16 protein-coding genes are annotated in these 18,853 nt (G+C 71.9%); 5 read left to right on the plus strand and 11 right to left on the minus strand.

All coding sequences use genetic code 11. From position 1 onward, the window contains the following. Positions 1-139 precede the first annotated feature (139 nt). Positions 140-1,642 carry a glutamate-cysteine ligase family protein gene (locus P3T37_RS12880; RefSeq protein WP_280723695.1) on the plus strand — a complete coding sequence of 501 codons (1,503 nt, stop codon included), beginning with the start codon at positions 140-142 and terminating at the stop codon, positions 1,640-1,642. Between the two features lie 48 nt (positions 1,643-1,690). Beyond that, positions 1,691-2,494 carry a type II CAAX endopeptidase family protein gene (locus tag P3T37_RS12885; RefSeq protein ID WP_280723696.1) on the plus strand — a complete coding sequence of 268 codons (804 nt, stop codon included), beginning with the start codon at positions 1,691-1,693 and terminating at the stop codon, positions 2,492-2,494. A 15-nt stretch (positions 2,495-2,509) separates the two neighbouring features. Here P3T37_RS12885 and P3T37_RS12890 read toward each other — a convergent pair whose 3' ends face one another. After that, complete coding sequence (locus P3T37_RS12890) at positions 2,510-3,358, minus strand: PhzF family phenazine biosynthesis protein (protein WP_280723697.1); 849 nt, start codon at positions 3,356-3,358, stop codon at positions 2,510-2,512. 80 nt (positions 3,359-3,438) lie between these two features. Beyond that, positions 3,439-3,630: a DUF1508 domain-containing protein gene (locus P3T37_RS12895; protein WP_035792462.1), complete on the minus strand. Its 192-nt coding sequence runs from the start codon at positions 3,628-3,630 to the stop codon at positions 3,439-3,441. A gap of 169 nt (positions 3,631-3,799) precedes the next feature. Here P3T37_RS12895 and P3T37_RS12900 point away from each other — a divergent pair, with 169 nt between their 5' ends. Continuing rightward, the gene (locus P3T37_RS12900) at positions 3,800-5,635 is read left to right on the plus strand and encodes a glycoside hydrolase family 15 protein (RefSeq protein ID WP_280723699.1); all 1,836 of its coding nucleotides are present in this window, start codon (positions 3,800-3,802) and stop codon (positions 5,633-5,635) included. Between the two features lie 28 nt (positions 5,636-5,663). Here P3T37_RS12900 and htpG read toward each other — a convergent pair whose 3' ends face one another. The 7 genes from htpG to P3T37_RS12935 form a co-directional block, all read right to left on the minus strand. Then, positions 5,664-7,583 carry a molecular chaperone HtpG gene (htpG, locus tag P3T37_RS12905; RefSeq protein WP_280723700.1) on the minus strand — a complete coding sequence of 640 codons (1,920 nt, stop codon included), beginning with the start codon at positions 7,581-7,583 and terminating at the stop codon, positions 5,664-5,666. Positions 7,584-7,667: 84 nt separating this feature from the next. Beyond that, positions 7,668-7,895 carry a hypothetical protein gene (locus P3T37_RS12910; RefSeq protein WP_280723701.1) on the minus strand — a complete coding sequence of 76 codons (228 nt, stop codon included), beginning with the start codon at positions 7,893-7,895 and terminating at the stop codon, positions 7,668-7,670. Positions 7,896-8,010: 115 nt separating this feature from the next. Then, positions 8,011-9,321, minus strand: a complete 1,311-nt coding sequence (locus tag P3T37_RS12915) for an MFS transporter (protein ID WP_280723702.1) — start codon at positions 9,319-9,321, stop codon at positions 8,011-8,013. Between the two features lie 60 nt (positions 9,322-9,381). After that, positions 9,382-10,104: a dienelactone hydrolase family protein gene (locus tag P3T37_RS12920; protein ID WP_280723703.1), complete on the minus strand. Its 723-nt coding sequence runs from the start codon at positions 10,102-10,104 to the stop codon at positions 9,382-9,384. A 164-nt stretch (positions 10,105-10,268) separates the two neighbouring features. Further along, positions 10,269-11,603 carry a sugar porter family MFS transporter gene (locus tag P3T37_RS12925; RefSeq protein ID WP_280723911.1) on the minus strand — a complete coding sequence of 445 codons (1,335 nt, stop codon included), beginning with the start codon at positions 11,601-11,603 and terminating at the stop codon, positions 10,269-10,271. Between the two features lie 199 nt (positions 11,604-11,802). After that, positions 11,803-12,429 (minus strand): FMN-binding negative transcriptional regulator, encoded by a 627-nt coding sequence (locus P3T37_RS12930; RefSeq protein WP_280723704.1) that lies wholly within the window; start codon positions 12,427-12,429, stop codon positions 11,803-11,805. Beyond that, a complete protein-coding gene (locus P3T37_RS12935; RefSeq protein ID WP_280723705.1) occupies positions 12,423-13,121 on the minus strand; it encodes a pyridoxamine 5'-phosphate oxidase family protein in 699 nt (232 codons plus the stop codon). Before P3T37_RS12935 ends, P3T37_RS12930 begins: the two co-directional genes overlap by 7 nt. A gap of 34 nt (positions 13,122-13,155) precedes the next feature. Between P3T37_RS12935 and P3T37_RS12940 the strand changes: the two genes are divergently transcribed. Continuing rightward, positions 13,156-14,508: an aminotransferase class I/II-fold pyridoxal phosphate-dependent enzyme gene (locus tag P3T37_RS12940; protein WP_280723706.1), complete on the plus strand. Its 1,353-nt coding sequence runs from the start codon at positions 13,156-13,158 to the stop codon at positions 14,506-14,508. Between the two features lie 209 nt (positions 14,509-14,717). After that, on the plus strand, positions 14,718-15,896 hold the full coding sequence (locus P3T37_RS12945; RefSeq protein WP_280723707.1) for a GDSL-type esterase/lipase family protein: 1,179 nt from the start codon (positions 14,718-14,720) through the stop codon (positions 15,894-15,896). A gap of 25 nt (positions 15,897-15,921) precedes the next feature. Here the strand turns inward: P3T37_RS12945 and P3T37_RS12950 are convergent, their stop codons facing one another. Then, positions 15,922-17,349, minus strand: a complete 1,428-nt coding sequence (locus P3T37_RS12950; RefSeq protein ID WP_280723708.1) for a glycoside hydrolase family 47 protein — start codon at positions 17,347-17,349, stop codon at positions 15,922-15,924. Between the two features lie 91 nt (positions 17,350-17,440). Then, positions 17,441-18,799, minus strand: a complete 1,359-nt coding sequence (locus P3T37_RS12955; RefSeq protein ID WP_280723709.1) for an NAD(P)/FAD-dependent oxidoreductase — start codon at positions 18,797-18,799, stop codon at positions 17,441-17,443. Positions 18,800-18,853 lie beyond the last annotated feature (54 nt).

Genomic DNA, 18,853 nt, shown 5'->3' on the forward strand with positions numbered 1-18,853 from the left:
CTGTGGGGCCCGGCAAGTCGAAGAACAGCTGACGGATCGTCAGAGATCGTGTGTCGCACGGCATTCAACCGCAACGGGTATCGATCTTCCGGGTGGGCATGAAGGATGCACGGTGGATCCGGCCGAGGAGGGCACACCCATGGGGGAGAAGGTCGTCGCGAGCCGTGCGGACCTGTCGGACCGGCAGCAGTACCGACGCAAGCTGCAGTCCTGTCTGGAAGCACTGGATCGGATGCTCAGGGAGGGCCGCTTCGATCGTCCGAAGGCCCTGATGGGCCTGGAGATAGAGCTAAATCTGGCCGACGAGCACGGCTTACCGGTGATGCGCAACGACCAGGTGCTCTCGGCGATCGGTTCCAGCGACTTCCAGACCGAGCTGGGGCAGTTCAACATCGAGGTCAACATCGCGCCGCACCGGCTGACCGGGCACGTCTTCGAGGAGCTGCGCGAGGAGATCGACACCGGGCTGCGCTACGCCGACCGGCAGGCCGCCGAGGCCGGGGCCCGGATCGTCATGGTGGGCGTGCTGCCGACGCTGGGCGTCGAGCACACCGGCCTGGACGCGATGTCGCACAACAACCGGTACAGCCTGCTCAGCGACCAGATCATGGCCGCCCGCGGCGAGGACATCGCGCTGGATATCGAGGGGGTCGAGCACCTGGTGCTGGACTCCGTGTCGATGGTGGCCGAGGCCGCGGCGACCTCGTTGCAGCTGCACCTGCAGGTCACCCCGGACCGGTTCGCCTCGGTCTGGAACGCGGCGCAGGCGATCTCCGCCGTCCAGGTCGCGCTGGGGGCGAACTCGCCCTTCCTGTTCGGCCGGGAGCTGTGGCGCGAGACCCGTCCGGTGCTCTTCCAGCAGGCCTGCGACACCCGTTCGGCGGAGCTCAAGGCGCAGGGCGTGCGCCCGATCACCTGGTTCGGCGAGCGCTGGGTGGACAGCGCGCTGGAGCTCTTCGCGGAGAACCTGCGCTACTTCCCGGCGCTGCTGCCGATCTGCGACGACGAGGACCCGATCAAGGTGCTGGCCTCCGGCGGTGTCCCGCGGCTGGGGGAGCTGCGGCTGCACAACGGCACTATCTACCGCTGGAACCGCCCGGTCTACGACGTTGCCGACGGGGTGGCGCACCTGCGGGTGGAGAACCGCTGCCTGCCGGCCGGACCCACGGTCGCCGACACGCTGGCCAACGCCGCCTTCTACTACGGACTGGTCCGCGCGCTGGGCAAGCAGCCCCGGCCGGTCTGGAACCGGCTGCCGTTCGAACGGGCGGAACGCAACTTCGACACCGCCGCCCGCTACGGCATCGATGCCGTGCTGGCCTGGCCGAAGCAGGGACGCGCGGGGCGCGGCGCACCGGCCGAGGTGCCGGTGGTCGACCTGGTGCTCGGCGAGCTGCTGCCGCTGGCCCACCAGGGCCTGGACGAGTGGGGCGTGCAGCCCGCCGACCGGGACCGCTACCTCGGCATCATCGAGCAGCGCTGCCTGCGCCGCACCAACGGCGCGTCCTGGCAGGCCGCCACCGTGCACCAGCTGCGCGAGCGCTACGGGATGGACCGCACCGCCGCGCTGGCCACCATGACGCGCCGGTACATGGAGTACATGCGCACGGGTGAGCCCGTGCACAGCTGGCCGGTCGCCTGAGAGCCGCCGCGCGGGCTGCTTCATCGTCCTATGGCAGGATCATCGGCCATGACGATCGCACCGACCGAGCACCCCGCGGACTCCCAGCCGTCCCCGCCCCTCACCCGCGCGCTGCTCGGGGCGGAGCTGCTGATCGTCCTCGGACTCTCGCTCGGTGCCAGCGGGATCGGCGCCGTGATCAGCTTCGTCGACTCGGTGACCAGGAAGGTCGCACTCGGTCAGCAGATCGCGCCGCTCAACTCCTCGCTCGCGCCCGGCCGGCCGTGGATCGACCTGGCCTGGCAGCTGTACTACATCGGACGCGGCCTGATGCCGGTGGTGCTGGTCGGCTACCTGCTGGTGCGCGAGGGCAGCTCGCTGCGGGTACTCGGCTTCGACCTGCGCCGCAAGCTCTCCGATCTCGGGCGCGGGGCGATGGTGGCCGCGGCGATCGGCGGCTCGGGGCTTGCGCTCTACCTGGGGTCGCGCGCGGCCGGGTTCAACCTCACCGTCGTCCCCTCCGGCCTGCCGGACGTCTGGTGGCGGATCCCGGTGCTGATCGCCTCGGCCTGCCAGAACGCGGTGCTGGAGGAGGTGATCGTCCTCGGCTACGTCGTGCGCCGGCTCGGCCAGCGCGGCTGGGGGTGGCCCGCCACGCTGGCCGCGAGCTCGGTGCTGCGCGGTTCGTACCACCTCTACCAGGGCGTCGGCGGCCTGGTCGGCAACATGGTGATGGGTGCCGTCTTCTGCCTGCTGTACCGCCGCTGGGGACGGGTGATGCCGCTGGTGGTGGCGCACGCGCTGATCGACACGGTGGCCTTCGTCGGCTACGTGCTGCTGGCCGGGCACGTCAGCTGGCTGCCGACCGGCTGACGGTGCCCGACCGGCTCACGGGGTGCTGTGCAGCGTCCCGTCCACCACGGTGACGGCGTGGCCGGAGAGCAGCACGCGGTCCGCGCGCAGCTCGCAGCGGATCAGGCCGCCGCGCGGGGAGGCCTGATAGCCGGTGAGCACGCCGTCCGGGTGCGCCGGGCGTTCGAGCCGGTCGGCCCAGAAGGGGGCGAGCGCGGTGTGGGCGCTGCCGGTGACCGGGTCCTCGGCCACCCCTGCGGCGGGGGCGAAGTAGCGGGAGACGAAGTCGTAGCCGTCCGAGGGGTCCTCGGCGGGGGCGGTGACCACGACGCCGCGGGCGTCCTGGCGGGTGACGGCGGCCAGGTCGGGGGAGAGTCCGCGCACCGAGTGCTCGCTGCGCAGCAGCACCAGCAGCACGTTCAGCGGTCCGGTGGTCCAGCAGCCGGCCACCCGCGCGCCCAGCGCCTCCTCCAGGTCGGCGGGGATCTCGATGGCGTTCAGCGTCGCGCTGGGGAAGTCCAGGCAGATCGTGCCGTCGGACTGGGTGTCGGCGGTCAGTACTCCGCTGAGCGTGCTGAACCGGACCAGCCCGCCGTCGGCGAGGCCCTCGGTGCGCAGCGCGTGCGCGGTGGCCAGGGTGCCGTGGCCGCAGAGCGGGACCTCGGTGACGGGGGTGAACCAGCGCAGCGCCCACTCGGCCCCGGCCCGGGCGGCCTCCTCGCCCGACAGCGGCCGGACGAACGCGGTCTCCGAGAGGTTCATCTCGCGGGCCACCTGACGCATCCACCGCTCGGCCGGCCAGTCGGGCCCTTCGAGCAGGCAGACGGCCGCCGGGTTCCCGGCGAAGGGGCGTTCGGTGAACGCGTCGATGATTTTGATCCGCATTCCGCGAGCTTAGACCGGCACCGGAAGCGGTCAGCGTGGTGGGGAGCAGTCGGCCGACCGCTCCCCACCGTCCGTCCGGCTCAGCCCTGAGCGGCCGCCGCCTCGCGGACCTCCGCGTACGGCGCGAGCTTGCGCAGCGACTCGATGTTCTTCAGCAACTGCTCCTTGGTTTCGTGCGCGTCGCCGACCACGACGACGGCACCGTTGCTGGCCTTGAGTCGGAACCGGTGCATGCCGCTCTCGTCGGTGTAGAGCTCGAACTTCCCTGCCATGGAGATTCACCTTTCGGGTTGGTCGCCCCCTCAGCACGCACCGTAGGTGGTCGGTGACGGGGTCGCATGTCGGACGGTCCGTCAGGGGCAGGTCAGTCCGGGCCCACCGATCTAGCATGAAAAGCAAGGCCCTATCCCGAGGCTCGCGCCGCAGCGGCAGGAGGCCGGCATGGCGTCCGACACGACTGGTTTCGAGCAGGCAGACAGCTGCCGCTACATACCGATCTCCGAACACGGCCTGATCGGCGATCTTCGAACGACCGCGCTGGTCGGAACGAACGGCACCATCGACTGGTACTGCTGCCCGCGCTTCGACGCGCCCAGCGTCTTCGGGGCCATCCTCGATGCCGATCGCGGCGGCTCGTTCGAACTGGCCGCCGACGTGCCGACCCGCACCAGGCAGTTCTACTTCCCGGACACCAACGTCCTGATCACGCGGTTCTTCGCCGCGGACGGGGTGGCGGAGATCCAGGACTTCATGCCGGTGGTCGACGAGTCGCGCGAGGGGTCCCGGCACCGGCTGATCCGCCGGGTGGTCTGCGTCCGCGGGGCCCTCCCGTTCCGGGCGCGGATCGCCCCGCGCTTCGGCTACGGCGCCGAAGCGCACACCGCGCACCTCGAAGGCCGCCAGGCGGTGTTCCGCTCCCCGTCACTGACGCTCGCGCTGAGTGCCACCGCGCCCCTGGAGTGCGACGGCCTGGACGTGTGGTCGCACTTCAAGCTCCTCGAGGGCGAGTCCAACGTGTTCGCCCTCGACCAGCTCGGCGACGGCGTCCCGGCCCGGTCGTGCCCGCGCGCCGAGGCGCAGGAGCAGGCCGATGCGACCGTCCGGTTCTGGCGCCGCTGGCTGGCCGGCTCGCGCTACCACGGGCGGTGGCGGGAGATGGTGCACCGCTCGGCGCTGCTGCTGAAACTGCTCACCTACGCGCCGACGGGAGCGATCGTCGCCGCACCGACCACCAGCCTGCCCGAGCAGATCGGCGGCGAGCGCAACTGGGACTACCGGTACGTCTGGGTCCGCGACGCCGCCTTCTGCGTCTATGCCATGCTGCGCCTGGGGTTCACCTCGGAGGCCGAGGCGTTCATGGGGTTCCTCGGCGAGCGCGGCATCATGCGCGGCACCGGCGCGACCGGCCCGTTGCAGATCATGTACGGCATCGACGGGCGCAGCGAGCTGCCCGAGTACGAGCTGTCGCACCTGGAGGGCTACCTCGGCTCCGCGCCGGTCCGGGTCGGCAACGCCGCCACCCACCAGCTCCAGCTGGACATCTACGGTGCCCTGATCGACTCGATCTACCTGTACGACAAGTGGGGGCGGCCGATCAGCAGCGCCCGCTGGGACGAGGTCGGCGCGGTGGCGGACTGGCTCTGCGATCACTGGGACCAGCCCGACGAGGGGATCTGGGAGACCCGCGCGGGCCGCAGGGACTTCGTGTACTCGCGGCTGATGTGCTGGGTGGCGCTGGAGCGGGCCATCCGGATGGCGAACCGCCGCGGCCTGCCGGCCGATCTGCCCCGCTGGCGGCAGTCCCGTGACGCGATCTACCGGCAGATCATGGACCGCGGCTGGTCGACCGAGCGGGGCGCCTTCGTCCAGGCCCTGGACGACGACGCCCTGGACGCCTCGCTGCTGATGATGCCGATGGCCAAGTTCGTCTCGCCCACCGACCCCAAGTGGCTCTCCACCCTGGACGCGCTCACCGCGGACCTGGTCTCCGACTCGCTGGTGTACCGCTACGACCCGACCGCCAGCCCCGACGGCCTGCACGGCCCCGAGGGCACCTTCTCCATCTGCTCGTTCTGGTACGTCGAGGCGCTGGCCCGCGCAGGCCGGCTGGAGGAGGCCCGGCTCGCCTTCGAGAAGATGCTCACCTACGCCAACCACCTCGGTCTGTACGCCGAGGAGATCGGCCCGACCGGCGAACAACTCGGCAACTTCCCCCAGGCGTTCACCCACCTCTCGCTGATCAGCGCTGCCTTCAACCTCGACCGCGCACTGGGCTGACGCGGTCGAGGCCGAAGGCCGCTCGCGCCTACAGGCTGCGCTCCAGGCGGTCCGCCATCAGCTTGATGAACCGTGCGGCGTCGCTCAGCTCGCCGCCCTCGGCCAGCAGCGCCATGCCGTAGAGGAGTTCACCGGTCTCGACGACGGCGGTCTCGTCGCCGCCGGCGCCGTGCGCCTTGTTGAGGCCGGCGACCAGCGGGTGCTCGGCGTTGAGTTCGAGGATGCGCTTGACCCGGGGCACCTCCTGGCCCATCGCGCGGTACATGCTCTCCAGGGCCGGGCTCACGTCGTGGGTGTCCGAGACGACGCAGGCGGGCGAGACGGTCAGCCGTGAGGACAGCCGGACCTCCTTGACCTGCTCGCCCAGCCGGTCGGTCAGCAGGGTGAGCAGCCCGGCGTACTCCTGCTGCTGCTTCTCCCGCTCGGTCTCGGCCTGCTTCTTCTCCTCGTCGGTGCCGAGATCGACCTCGCCCTTGGCGATGGAGCGCAGCTGCCTGCCGTCGAAGTCGGGGACGGCACCGACCCAGACCTCGTCGACCGGGTCGGTCAGCAGCAGCACCTCGATGCCCTTGGCCCGGAACGCCTCCATGTGCGGGGAGTTCTCGACGGCCTGCCGGGTCTCGCCGGTCAGGTAGAAGATGTGCTCCTGCCCGTCCTTCATGCGCTCGACGTAACTCTTCAGCGTGGTCGTCGCGTCCGCGTCGTGCGTCGACTCGAACGAGGAGAGGGCGAGGATGGCGTCGCGGTTCTCGAAGTCGCTGAGCAGCCCCTCCTTGACGACACGGCCGAACTCCCGCCAGAAGGTGGCGTAGCGCTCGGGGGCGGCGGTCATCATGTCCCTGACGCCGGACAGCACCTTCTTCGCCAGGCGGCGGTACATCATCTGGATCTGGCGGTCCTGCTGGAGGATTTCGCGCGACACGTTGAGCGACAGGTCCTGCGCGTCGACGACGCCCTTGACGAAGCGCAGGTAGCTGGGCAGCAGCGCCTCGCAGTCGTCCATGATGAAGACGCGCTTGACGTAGAGCTGGACCCCGCGCTGGTAGCCCTGGGTGAACAGGTCGTGCGGCGCGTGCGAGGGGATGAACAGGAGGGCCTGGTACTCGAAGGTCCCCTCCGCCTGGAGGCGGATGGTCTCCAGCGGATCCATCCAGTCGTGGCTGATGTGCTTGTACAGCTCGTGGTACTCGGCGTCGGAGACCTCGTCCCGCGAACGCGCCCAGAGCGCCTTCATGGAGTTGAGCGTCTCCGGCTCGCCGGGGGCGGCGTCGTCCGCCTCCTCAGCGTCCGGGGTGGGCTCGGCGGCCATCCGGACCGGCCAGGTGATGAAGTCCGAGTAGCGCTTGACGATCTCCCGGATCTGCCGGCGGGACGTGTAGTCGTGCATCCCGTCGTCGGTGTCCACGGGCTTGAGGTGAAGCGTGACCGAGGTGCCCTGCGGCGCCTCCTCGACCGTCTCGATCGTGTAGGTCCCCTCGCCGCTCGACGTCCAGCGGGTGCCGTGGCTCTGGCCGGCGCGCCGGGTCAGCAGCTCGACCTCGTCGGCCACCATGAAGCTGGAGTAGAACCCGACCCCGAACTGGCCGATGAGGGTCTCGGCGTTGGCCGTCTCCTTGCTCTCCTTCAGCTCGCGCAGGAACGCGGCGGTACCGGAGTTGGCGATGGTCCCGATGAGGTTGACGACCTCGTCGTGCGACATGCCGATGCCGTTGTCCCGCACCGTCAGGGTGCGGGTCTCGGGGTCGGTCTCGATGACGATGTGCAGATCGGACACGTCCGCGCCGAGCACCTCGTCCCGCAGTGCCTCGAGGCGCAACTTGTCCAGTGCATCGGAGGCGTTGGACACCAGCTCGCGCAGGAAGACGTCCTTGTTCGAGTAGATCGAATGGATCATCATCTGCAGCAGCTGACGCGCTTCCACCTGGAACTCGAACGTCTCAGTAGCCATGACTTGCAATTCCTCCCGGGGACCAGTCGACGAACCGACCAGTGAACTGTAGATCAACCCCTCACCTGCCCCGGCGCGTTCCCGTCACGGGGCATCGCCCGCCTGTTCGGAGAGGGTCCGCAGCGGCCGGATCAGGGCCGTGTCGAAGAGGTCCAGGACGCGGGGGAGCGGGCCCTCGTCGTGGTGGTGCAGCGCGGACCAGAAGAGGTCGCCGGGCAGGGCGTCGCTCGGTGCGTACACGCGGTAGGCGTAGCGGCGGCCGTCGACGCCCGCCAGCTCGACCAGCCAGCATCCGCCGACCGGAGCTGACATGTCGTCAACAGTGAAACAGAGAACGGCTTGTGGCAACGGGTCTCCCCTCCCGGGACGGCGTACGCCACCGGTTGGACCATCGCCGCGCCCGGAAGGTTGTGCCGCCGGGACGGGGTCAGCCGGCGGTCCGCGCGACAGCGGGGGCGGGCGCCGGGGTAGCAGGCGACGGGGTAGCAGGCGCCGGGGCGGCGGAGGTTCGGGAGAGCCGGCGGACCTCGGGGACGGCCAGCACCAGCAGCGACAGCAGGGTCATCACCCCCGCGCACGCCCACAGCGCGCCGTCCAGTCCGAGCCCGCCGGCCAGCGGCCCGGCCGCCGCCGTGCCGATCGGCGCCAGCGCCACCGAGCCGCACCAGTCGTAGGCCGCCACCCGGGAGAACTTCTCGGCGGGGATCTCCTGTTGCAGCGCGATCATCCAGCAGACGCCGAAGAGCGTCCCGCCGGTGCCCGAGGCGAACATCGCCCAGGCCAGCACGGACAGCGGCGCGCCGTCCGCCAACGCGACGGCCGGCAGCGCGAAGAGCAGTACGCCGACGTTGCCCGCCAGCAGGATCCGGCGCGGCTGCCAGCGCACCATCAGCAGCCCGCTGGCCACCAGGCCGGCGCCCATCGCCGCGTTGGCCAGCCCCCAGGGGCCGGCGCCGCCGAGCCGCTGGTCGGCGGCGATCGGCCCGAGCACCGACTCGGCTGCGAACAGGCAGGCGTTCACCACGCCGTACTGCACCACCACCGTCCACAGCCAGCGCCGCGAGGTGAACTCCCGCCAGCCGTCCCGCAGATCGGCGAGCATCCCGGGACCCGGCTCGCGCCGGGGCAGCGGGGCGGGCGGGCGCAGGAAGAGCCGCAGCGCGCCCGCCGCCGCGAAGCAGACCGCGTCCAGCGCGAGCACCCAGCCGGGGCCGACGGCCGCCACCAGCGCGCCGCCGAGGGCCGCGCCGCCGATCAGCGAGGAGTTCAGCGCCGTCCGGAACAGCGCGAACGCCCGCGGGGCCTGCTGCTGGTCCACCGACTCCATGATCACGCCCTCGGCCGCCGGGGCGAAGAACGCCTGGCCCACCCCGCCCGCCGCGGAGAGCAGCACCAGCTGCCACAGCCGCGCCGAGCCGGCCAGCACCAGCGCGGCCAGCACGCCCTGGGAGAGCGCGTTGCCGACGTTGGCGGCCACCATCACCCGGTGCCGGGGCAGCCGGTCGGCCACCGCGCCGCCGATCAGCAGGAAGACCAGCGTGGCCAGCAGCCGGGCGCCGGTGACGAACCCGATCTCGGTCGCGCCACCGCCCATGTGCAGCACCGCGAAGGCGGTCGCGATCGGTGCGCCGGCGTTCCCGAGGCCGCTGACCACCGTCGCACCGGTCTGGATCAGGTAGCTGCGCCCGGCCCAGGCGAAGCGACGGGTCGTCGGGTCTTCGTCGGTTCGGTACGCCACCCGCTCGACTATGACGGGGGCACAGGCCCCTGTCCACGGTGCGAACGACCTTGAGCGGGCTCAGCCAAGATGGCCGCGCAGGAAGCTGAGGGTCCGCCGCCAGGCGATCTTGGCCTGTAGGTCGTCGTAACTGCCGGGCTGGTTCTCGTCGTTCATGAAGGCGTGGCCGGCGGGGTAGAAGTGGAACTCGGGACGGCGGTCGGTGGCCTCGCCGATCAGGATCGCCGCCTCGTCCACGACGTCCGCCGGCAGCGAGCGGTCGTACTCGCCGAAGTGGCCCAGCACGTGCGCGGTCAGGCCGCGGTAGTCGTAGTCCGGCTCGCGCGGGAGGCCGTAGAACGGGACGACGGCGGCCACCCGGTCGCCCTCCAGCGCGGCCAGCCGCAGCGCGAGCCCGCCGCCCATGCAGAAGCCCACCACCGCCACCGCGTCTCCCGCCAGCGCCGGGTGCCCGAGCAGGAAGTCGACGGCGCCGCGCAGGTCGTGCACCGCGCGCTCGGCGGGGAGCTTCCTGAGCAGCTCGGCGGCCTCGGCGCGGTCGTGCGTGGCGGGTCCGCCGTACAGGTCGGGGGCCAGGGCGACGAAGCCCTCGGCGGCGAACCGGTCGACCAGGTCCGCGATGTGGCCGGTGAGCCCCCACCACTCCTGGACGACGATCAGGCCCGGCCCGTGCCCGCCGGGTGGCAGCGCCAGGTACCCGTGGGCCCTGCCCTCGCCGCTGGGGAAGTCGACGTTCTGCCGGGCGGTGCCAGGGCGGGGACGGGCGGCGGCGGAGTCGGCCATCGAGCTTCTCCCGGTGAGCCGCGCGAGCGGCGGGGACGGCGCCGCGCACAGCGCGAGCGGCCGGGCCTGGCGGCCCGCGGGGACGATGGTATGCGGGCGGGGAGTCGAGTGTCCGTCAGTCCCGATCAGCCGTCGGCGTGTCGTGGATCACTACGAGGGGCAGGTCAGCCCATCTCCTCCAGCGCCTTGCCGCGGGTCTCCTTGATGAAGAGGGCGACGAACGGGATGGAGAGCAGCGCGAAGCAGGCGTAGATGACGTAGGTGGCCGACAGGTTCCAGTCGGCCAGGTCCGGGAACGTGACGGTGATCGCCCAGTTGGCGAGCCACTGCGCGGAGGCGGCCACCGACAGCGCCAGCGCGCGGATCTTGTTGGGGAACATCTCGCCGAGCAGCACCCAGACCACCACGCCCCAGGAGAAGGCGAAGCAGAGCACGAAGACGTGTGCCGCCACCAGCGCCACCGTGCCCTGCAGGCTGGGCAGGGTCGCGCTGGTGCCGGTCCCGCTGCGGTAGGAGAACGCCCAGGCGGCGGTGGACAGCGCGGCGGTCATCCCGATCGACCCCGCCAGCGCCAGCGGCTTGCGGCCGATCCGGTCCACCAGCACCATCGCGATCACCGTCCCGATCACGTTGACGATCGAGGTGGAGAGGCTGATCAGCAGGGAGTTGCTCTCGTTGATGCCGACCGACTGCCACAGGATGGACGAGTAGTAGAAGATCACGTTGATGCCGACGAACTGCTGGAAGACCGAGGCGCCGATGCCGATCCAGACGATCGGCAGCAGCCGGAACCGGCCGGTCGTGAGGTCCTTCAGCCTCGGCTTGTGGGCGGTGTCCAGCACCGACCTGATCTCGGCCATCCGGGCGTCCAGGTCGACCCCGGCGCCCTCGACCTCGGCCAGGACGACCCTGGCCCGGTCGTCCCGGCCCACCGAGATCAGGTAGCGCGGCGACTCCGGGATGGCCAGCGCCATCGCCCCGTAGACGATCGCCGGGACGGTCTCCACCCCGAGCATCCACTGCCAGGCCTGGATGCCGCCCAGGTGACCGGTGGACTCGCCGCCGGCCGCCGAGTTGAGGGCGTAGTTGGCCAGCTGCGAGATGGTGATGCCGAGCACGATCGCCATCTGCTGGAACGAGGCGAGCCGGCCGCGGTAGGCGGTCGGCGCGACCTCGGCGATGTAGGTGGGTGCGATCACCGAGGCGATGCCGATCGCCACGCCGCCGAGCACCCGCCACAGGCCCAGCACCTGCACGCTGGGCGGGAACATCGAGCCGACGCCGCTGATCGCGAAGAGCACGGCGGCCAGCAGCATGGTCCGCACCCGGCCCAGGTGGTCGGCGAGGCGCCCGGCCGCGACGGCGCCGGCCGCCGAGCCCAGCAGCGCGATGGCGACCACGAAGGCGGTCTCGCCGCTGCCGACGTTGAAGTGCTTCTGGATGCCGGTGACGGCGCCGTTGATGACCGCGCTGTCGTAGCCGAACAGGAAGCCGCCCATGGCCGCGGCCGCCGAGATGAAGACGACATGGCCGAGGTGGGTGCTGTCGGCGGAGGGCACTTGCCGGGTGGTGGACAGGGCGGGCTCCCAGGGTGCGGCCGACAGGGCAGGATCCGGTCCATCAGACCAGCTGCCTGCCCGACTCCTCCGCAATGAAACCGGTATGACGCCATGTCGCACCCAGGAGGCCCTCCTCGGGTCACTTCTGCGGGCAGCCGGCCGTCCGCAGCGCGTTGCGGCGCAGCAGCTGGGCCCGGGCGCCGGCGTCCAGCGGGCCGCCGCGGGCCGCCAGCAGCGGGGCCATCGCTGCTTGCTGCTCCACCGGCTTCTTGTCGTCGTACTTGAACTTGGCCCGCACCCGCTGCACGGTCAGCCGCATGCCGCGCAGGCCCGACAGCAGCGGGCCGAACGGCTCGGCGCCGGGCACGACCCGGGTCTGCGGGGTCTCCGGCTGGAAGTGCGCGAGCTGGCGGTTGAGGATCTCCGCCTTGCCCGCGGCGTCCTCCACCGGCTCGGCCAGGCAGTGGAAGTGCACGGACGCGTAGTAGCTGGTGGGCACCTCGCCGTCCCGCCAGTGGCCGGGCGCGAAGGCGTAGTCGTCGGTCACCGCGAGGGTGACGTGCGGATCCGCGCGGACGGCCGCGAAGAGCGGGTTGGGCGCGGCGAGGTGCAGCAGGATCTCGCCGCGGTCGGCGTCGAGCAGGAAGTGCAGCGGGACCAGCACCGGCCCGTCGGGTGCGTTGGCGGCCAGCACGCCGAAGTCGCGCCCGGCCATCCATTCACGCCACTCGGCCTCGCTGCCGCTGTCCCAGGAGCGGATCAGCATCCGGGCTCCTTCGGCTGGAACCCCCGCAGGTAGTCGGGGAGTTCGCGGGTGCTGTCCGGGTGCGGGACGGGCGTTCCGTAGACCGTGCTGACCGGGACGACGCCCGACCAGTGCGGGAGGTCGCGGTCCTCCTCGTCGTCGGAGGCGTCGTCGTCGCGGCTCTTGGCGGACACCTCGTCCAGGACGAGGCGGACCACCGCGGTCGCGGCCAGCTCCTTGGCGTTGGCCGGACGGCAGTCCTCGGCGCGGCCGGGGACCGCGTGGTTGACCAGCGCGTTCAGGGCGACCGTCAGCTCGTCCGGGTCGGTCACCTGGTGGGCGACGCCGTGCGCCACCACCGAGCGGAAGTTGACGGAGTGGTTGAAGGCGGACTTGGCGAGCACGATGCCGTCCAGCTGGGTCACCGTCACGCAGACCGGCATGCCCTGGTCCGCGCCGGCGCCGCGCAGCGGGCGGCTGCCGGTGGAGCCGTGCACGTAGAGCCGGTCCTCGACCCGGGCGAAGATGGTCGGCAGGACGACCGGGGCGCCGTCCGCGACGAAGCCGAGGTGGCAGATCCAGCTGGTGTCCAGTATCCGGTGGATCGCCTCGCGCTCCCAGGTCGCCCGGTCCTTGTAGCGGGTGGGCGTGGTGCGGGAGGTGCGGGTGTAGGTGGCGGTGGCGTCCGGAAGGTCCGCGGTGTCCGTCGACATGACAACCTCTATGTACTAGTGCATACTCTGGTTTGTGCTAGGAGACTATCGGATTCAGGGTCGGCGCGCTACGGAGATCGCCGCCGACGTCGAACGCGCGGTCGCGGCCGGTGAGCTGCGCCCGGGCCAGGCGCTGCCCCCGCTGCGCGACCTCGCGGGCGAGCTGGGGGTCAACCCCAACACCGTCGCCGCCGCCTATCGGCAGCTGCGCGACCGCGGGGTGATCGAGACCGCCGGGCGCAAGGGCAGCCGGGTCCGCTCCCGGCCCTCCAGTGCGCCCCGCGACGAACAGCGGGTGCCCATCCCGCCGAACGCCCGCAACCTCTCCACCGGCAACCCCGACCCGGCGCTGCTGCCGCCGCTGGCCCCCGCGGTGGCGCTGGCCGCCGCCGCCCTCGACCAGGCCCCCGTCCTCTACGGCCACGCCGCCGCCGAGCCGGACCTGCTGGCGCTGGCCGCCGCGAGCTTCCGCGCCGACGCGGTGCCGGACGGCCCGCTCGCCGTCACGGCCGGCGCGCTGGACGCGATCGACCGGATCCTCGCCGTCCAGCTGCGCCCCGGCGACGCGGTGGCCGTCGAGGACCCGGGCTGGGGCAGCCTGCTCGACCTGCTGCCCGCGCACGGGCTGCGGATCATCCCGGTCGCGCTGGACGACCAGGGACCGCTCCCGGCGTCGGTGGCGGCGGCGCTGGCCGCCGGTGCCCGGGCGCTGTTCGTCACCAGCCGCGCCCAGAACCCGACTGGCGCCGCGCTCACCGGAGAGCGGGCGTCCGAGTTGAGAGCAGTGCTCTCGCAGCACCCCGGCACGCTGCTGATCGAGGACGACCACGGGCACGGCATAGTCGACCTGCCGTTCCACGCGCTCTCCTGCGGTCCCGATCGACGACCCGTCACCACCCACTGGGCGGTGCTGCGTTCGATGGCCAAGGCGTTCGGCCCGGACCTGCGGCTGGGCGTGCTGACGGGCGATCGGGACACCGTCGTCCGGGTGCTCGGCCGCCAGCGGCTGGACACCGGCTGGGTCAGCCACCTGCTCCAGCGCACCGCCGCCGAGCTCTGGCGCGCCGACGCGGCGCCGGTGGCGCGGGTCGCCGGGACCTACCGGCAGCGCCGCGACGCCCTGCTGACCGCGCTGGCCGGCCACGGCATCCGCGCGCACGGCGCCAGCGGGCTGAACGTCTGGGTCCCGGTGCCGGACGAGACCGGCACCGTGCTGGCGATGGCGCAGTGCGGCTGGGCGGTGGCCCCCGGCATCCGCTTCCGGTTGCAGTCGCCGCCCGCCATCCGGATCACGGTGGCCGAGCTGGACACCGCCGAGGCGCCCCGGCTCGCCGCCGACCTCGCCGCGGTGCTGGGAGCCTCCGGCGGTGCCTCCCGGCTGGTCTGACGGCTGCGAGACGGCTGCGAGACGGCTGCGGAAACGCGTGGCGACGGAGGCGAACCGGCCGGTAACACAGCGAGAAAGGTGATGCAGATACCTAGCGGTAACAACCGCGGGCATGTCACATTCTCAGCGCCACCGGCCGGCGGCCCACCCTCACTCGTAGCGCCTCCCTGTCCCCACACCAGGGAGGCGCTGAACGCAGGAGTTCCGCCGTGCTCGAAAGCCGCAACAGCACCACGCGCGTTCCCGCAGCCAGCCGCCTGCTGGCCGGCCTGCTCGCCCTCCCGCTCTGCGCCACCAGCTTGCTGGCACTGGCCGCCCCCGCCCAGGCCGCCTCGCTTCCCACGGCGAGCGTGTCGATGGGCGACAGCTACATCTCCGGCGAGGCCGGCCGCTGGCAGGGCAACAGCGACACCGCGAGCGGAAGCCGGGACGGCACCGACCGCTCCTGGACCGGCAGCGGGTACAACCCGGCGGCGATCTACGGATCGACCTATGCCAGCGGATGCGACCGCTCGGACACCGCCGAGATCCGCAGCGCACCCGGCCTCACCCAGAACCAGATCAACCTGGCCTGCTCCGGCGCCACCACCGCCAACGTCTTCCAGGCCGCGGACGGCGGCCAGAGCCTCAAGGGCGAGGCACCGCAGGCCGACCAGCTCGCCACCGTCGCCGCGCAGAACGACGTCAAGCTGATCACGCTCTCGATCGGCGGCAACGACCTCGGCTTCTCGGACGTCATCACCAGCTGCGTGAAGGACTACCTGATCTGGGACTCCTACTGCGCGAGCGACGAGCAGGCCGCCATCGACTCCAAGATGGCCACCGCGATGGCCGGGGTCGGCAAGTCGATCGACGAGATCCGCGCGGTGATGTCCAAGGACGGCTACGCGGCCTCGTCCTACCGGATCGTGCTGCAGTCCTACCCCTCGCCGATCCCGCGCAGCTCGGAGAACCGCTACTCCGAGAGCGGCTGGGACCGGGCCGACGCCGGCGGCTGCCCGTTCTGGAACGCCGACTCGGACTGGGCCCGGGACACCATGGTCCCGGAGATCTCCGACCAGCTGGCGGCCGTCGCGGCCGGCCGCGGCGTGCAGTTCCTGGACCTGCGCGACTTCCTCCAGGGCCGCGAGGTCTGCTCCACCAGCGACCAGCTGGCCGCGCCGGGCACGGCGCCGTCGGCCACCACCAGCGAGTGGGCGCGGTTCGTGGACGAGGGCCTGTCGGCCTCGCAGGGCACCGTCCAGGAGTCGATGCACCCGAACTACTACGCGCAGCTCGCACTGGGCCGCTGCCTGACCCTGCTGTACGGGCAGAGCGGCACCGACTACGCCTGCCGCAACACGCCGGGCACCGACGCCTCGGGGATGTACCTGACGTCGGGCTCCTGAGGTCTGCGGTGCCGTCCGCCGCCCCTCACCTGCGGCGGACGGCGCCGCGCAGTACCTTGCCCTCGGTGGAGAGCAGGCCGGTGCGGTAGTCGAAGCGCGGGGCGGCGGCGAAGACCAGGTAGACGTACTTGAGGTTCTCCGCGAAGAAGTACCCGGGCGTCAGGTCGCCGAGCGTGACCGGCGAGGTGGTGACGTCCTCGGCCACCGTGTAGCCGCCCGGGACCCGCAGGTGCGTGCGCAGGTTCTGGAAGTAGCGGTAGGCCGACTCCTTGTACTCCGCCTCGCCGGTCAGCCGCCACAGGTCGAAGGCCGAGTTGGCGTACTCCGGGCGCAGGTCGTCGCGGACCGAAGTGATCGCGCCGGAGCGGAAGTCCAGCTCCTCGGGCAGCACCGGGTACTGCTCCAGCAGCGAGCTCCAGGAGCGGTGGTAGGCGCGGGCGGTGGCGAGGTCGCCGCCCTTGCCCAGCAGGCCGGCGTAGAACGAGGCGAGCTCCGACTGCCGGTGTCCGAGCACCGCGCCGTCGGTCGCGCCGACCTGCTGGAACCAGCTGAGCCCGTCCTGCCGCACCAGCTGGTGGCGCAGCACGGCGTCGGTCAGCAGCCGGTACCAGCCGGTGAGTTCACCATCGCCCAGCAGCTCCCCGCCGGCCCACAGGTACTCGTAGAAGGAGTCCACCGGCGGGTTGGGCGCGCAGGAGGTGGTGTCCAGCCACTGGCCGGTCTCGGTGTGCAGACTGGTGCCCAGCAGGTCGAGCGCCGAGCGGCGGTCCAGCACCGCGCGGTAGGCGCGCTTGGCCGCCGCGTAGTAGCGGTTGTCGCCGGTGAGCTCGGAGAGCAGGCCGAACTCCAGCACGTTGCTGCCGATCTCGGCCAGCGGCGGGGCGGTGCCGGCCACCGCGCCGGTGCGCAGGTTCACCCGGGTGTACGGGATGCCGGTGGGCGAGGCGGTGAAGGCCGGCAGCAGCCGGTCGGTCAGCTCCCGGCAGCGGTCCAGCAGCCTGCTCCGCCCGGTGCAGAGGTAGCCCGCGAGCAGCCCGCCGACCAGGCGGATGATCGCCTCGAAGACGTGCACCTCGGCATCGGCGGCGGGGTCCAGGTGCGCTTCGATCCAGTCGGCCGCGAGTGCGACCTCGGCGTCCTGCTCCATCAGGTACAGGGTGTCCAGCGCCTCGACGGCGGAGAGGCCGAAGCTCTGCCCGGCGGCGAAGAAGTCGTTGTGCCCGCAGGAGACCGGCCGCGCCTCGTCGTAGCCCCAGGCGGCCTGCTTGTACCCCTCCCAGGCGTGCAGGAACTCCTCGCGCACCGCACCGGCCACCACCGCGTCGGACGGCAGCGGTGTCTCGGCGGCGGCCGCCCGTGCGGAGGAGGCGGGTAGCAGGGACGCCACCGCCGCCGCACCGAGGACGGCGCGGCGGCGGGGGAGCGGGAGGCTGCGGGCGGGGAGGGGGCGCATGGGCACCGGACGCTAGCCGTCCGCGTGCCCCGTCAAGCCGTCCCGGTGCGACGCGTCACGGGAACGGGTGACACCCGACCACCCGTACGGCCTAGTGTTTCGCGTGCAGCGCCTGGGCGTGCTCGCGGACCTGGTCCCTGGTGAGGTAGGCGCCGGTGTACTCGAAGTCCTGGAGCCGCGCGGGCTGGCGGGCCAGGAACCCGGTGCGGACGAAGTCGTCGCCGGCGGTCGCGTTCAGCAGCCAGTTGGCACCCACCCGGAACTTCGAGGCGTTGGTCCGCATCGCCATCAGGTGGTAGCCGCGGGCCACCAGCTGGGCGGGCACCCCGGTCATCTCCACGTGGACCGGCTTGGAGACCGCGTCCTTGCCGCCGAGGTCCACCACCAGGCCGAGGTCCTTGTGGAAGTACGGCTGGAGCGGCTGGTTGCGCAGCGTGGCGATCAGGTTTTCGGCCACCCGCTTGCCCTGGCGGGCCGCGTGCTGGGCGGTCGGCGGGCAGACCGCGCCGTCGTCCTTGGCCAGATCCGGCACCGCGGCCGCGTCGCCGAGCGCGAACAGGCCCTCGAACTGCGGCACCCGCAGCTCGGCGGTGACCGCGATCCGGCCGCGGACGGTATCCGCGTCCATGGTGCCGATCAGCGGGCTGGCCGCGACCCCGGCCGTCCAGATCAGGGTGCGCGAGGGCAGCACCCGGCCGTCGGTGAACTTCACCGTCTCCGGGCCCACTTCGGCCACCGAGACACCGAGCGACACGTCGATGCCGCGCTTGCGCAGGATCTGCAGCGCCCGGCTGCCCAGGTGGTCGCCGAGCTCGGGCATCAGCTTGGGGGCGATGTCGATCAGGTGCCACTTCATCAGCCGCGGATCCAGCCGGGGGTAGCGCTTGAGCGCGGCCGTGGTGAGCCGCTGCAGGCAGGCCGCCGTCTCGGTGCCGGCGTAGCCGCCGCCGACCACCACGAACTGCAGCCGGGACTCGCGCTCGTGCTGGTCCAGCGTCGCGGAGGCCAGGTCGAGCTGGGCGATCACGTGGTCGCGGACGTACGTTGCCTCGGCGAGCGTCTTCATACCCCGGGCGTACTCGCTCAGGCCCGGGATGTCGAAGGTGCGGGTGACGCTGCCGGGAGCGAGTACCAGGTAGTCGTAGCGCTCGGCCACCACCTCGTCGGTGATCTTGCGGATCACGCAGACCTTGGCTCGCGGATCCACCCCGATCGCGCCGCCGGGGATGATGTCGGTCCGGCGCAGGGAGCGGCGCAGCGAGACCGCGACCGACTGCGGGGTGAGCACCCCGGCGGCCACGTGCGGCAGCAGCGGGAGATAGAGCTGGTAGCTGAACGGGGCGACCAGCGTGATCTGCGCCTCCGTGGGGGCGAGCTTGCGCTCAAGCCGACGGGCGCACTCCAGTCCGGCGAAGCCGCCGCCCACCACCAGGATCCGAGGTCGTTCCATGACGTGTGCCTCACAATGCCGGTCCGGTGCCGGCCGGTCGCTGATGGTCTGTCC

It is taken from the genome of Kitasatospora sp. MAA4, from assembly GCF_029893355.1.
In the GTDB taxonomy this organism is placed as follows: domain Bacteria; phylum Actinomycetota; class Actinomycetes; order Streptomycetales; family Streptomycetaceae; genus Kitasatospora.

Bases quoted from the DNA above. Each gene is read 5' to 3' on its own strand.
- P3T37_RS12880 (WP_280723695.1), top strand. From the start codon at position 140: ATGGGGGAGAAGGTCGTCGCGAGCCGTGCGGACCTGTCGGACCGGCAG.
- P3T37_RS12885 (WP_280723696.1), top strand. From the start codon at position 1,691: ATGACGATCGCACCGACCGAGCACCCCGCGGACTCCCAGCCGTCCCCG.
- P3T37_RS12890 (WP_280723697.1), bottom strand. From the start codon at position 3,358: ATGCGGATCAAAATCATCGACGCGTTCACCGAACGCCCCTTCGCCGGG.
- P3T37_RS12895 (WP_035792462.1), bottom strand. From the start codon at position 3,630: ATGGCAGGGAAGTTCGAGCTCTACACCGACGAGAGCGGCATGCACCGG.
- P3T37_RS12900 (WP_280723699.1), top strand. From the start codon at position 3,800: ATGGCGTCCGACACGACTGGTTTCGAGCAGGCAGACAGCTGCCGCTAC.
- htpG (WP_280723700.1), bottom strand. From the start codon at position 7,583: ATGGCTACTGAGACGTTCGAGTTCCAGGTGGAAGCGCGTCAGCTGCTG.
- P3T37_RS12910 (WP_280723701.1), bottom strand. From the start codon at position 7,895: ATGTCAGCTCCGGTCGGCGGATGCTGGCTGGTCGAGCTGGCGGGCGTC.
- P3T37_RS12920 (WP_280723703.1), bottom strand. From the start codon at position 10,104: ATGGCCGACTCCGCCGCCGCCCGTCCCCGCCCTGGCACCGCCCGGCAG.
- P3T37_RS12925 (WP_280723911.1), bottom strand. From the start codon at position 11,603: ATGGGCGGCTTCCTGTTCGGCTACGACAGCGCGGTCATCAACGGCGCC.
- P3T37_RS12930 (WP_280723704.1), bottom strand. From the start codon at position 12,429: ATGCTGATCCGCTCCTGGGACAGCGGCAGCGAGGCCGAGTGGCGTGAA.
- P3T37_RS12935 (WP_280723705.1), bottom strand. From the start codon at position 13,121: ATGTCGACGGACACCGCGGACCTTCCGGACGCCACCGCCACCTACACC.
- P3T37_RS12950 (WP_280723708.1), bottom strand. From the start codon at position 17,349: ATGCGCCCCCTCCCCGCCCGCAGCCTCCCGCTCCCCCGCCGCCGCGCC.
- P3T37_RS12955 (WP_280723709.1), bottom strand. From the start codon at position 18,799: ATGGAACGACCTCGGATCCTGGTGGTGGGCGGCGGCTTCGCCGGACTG.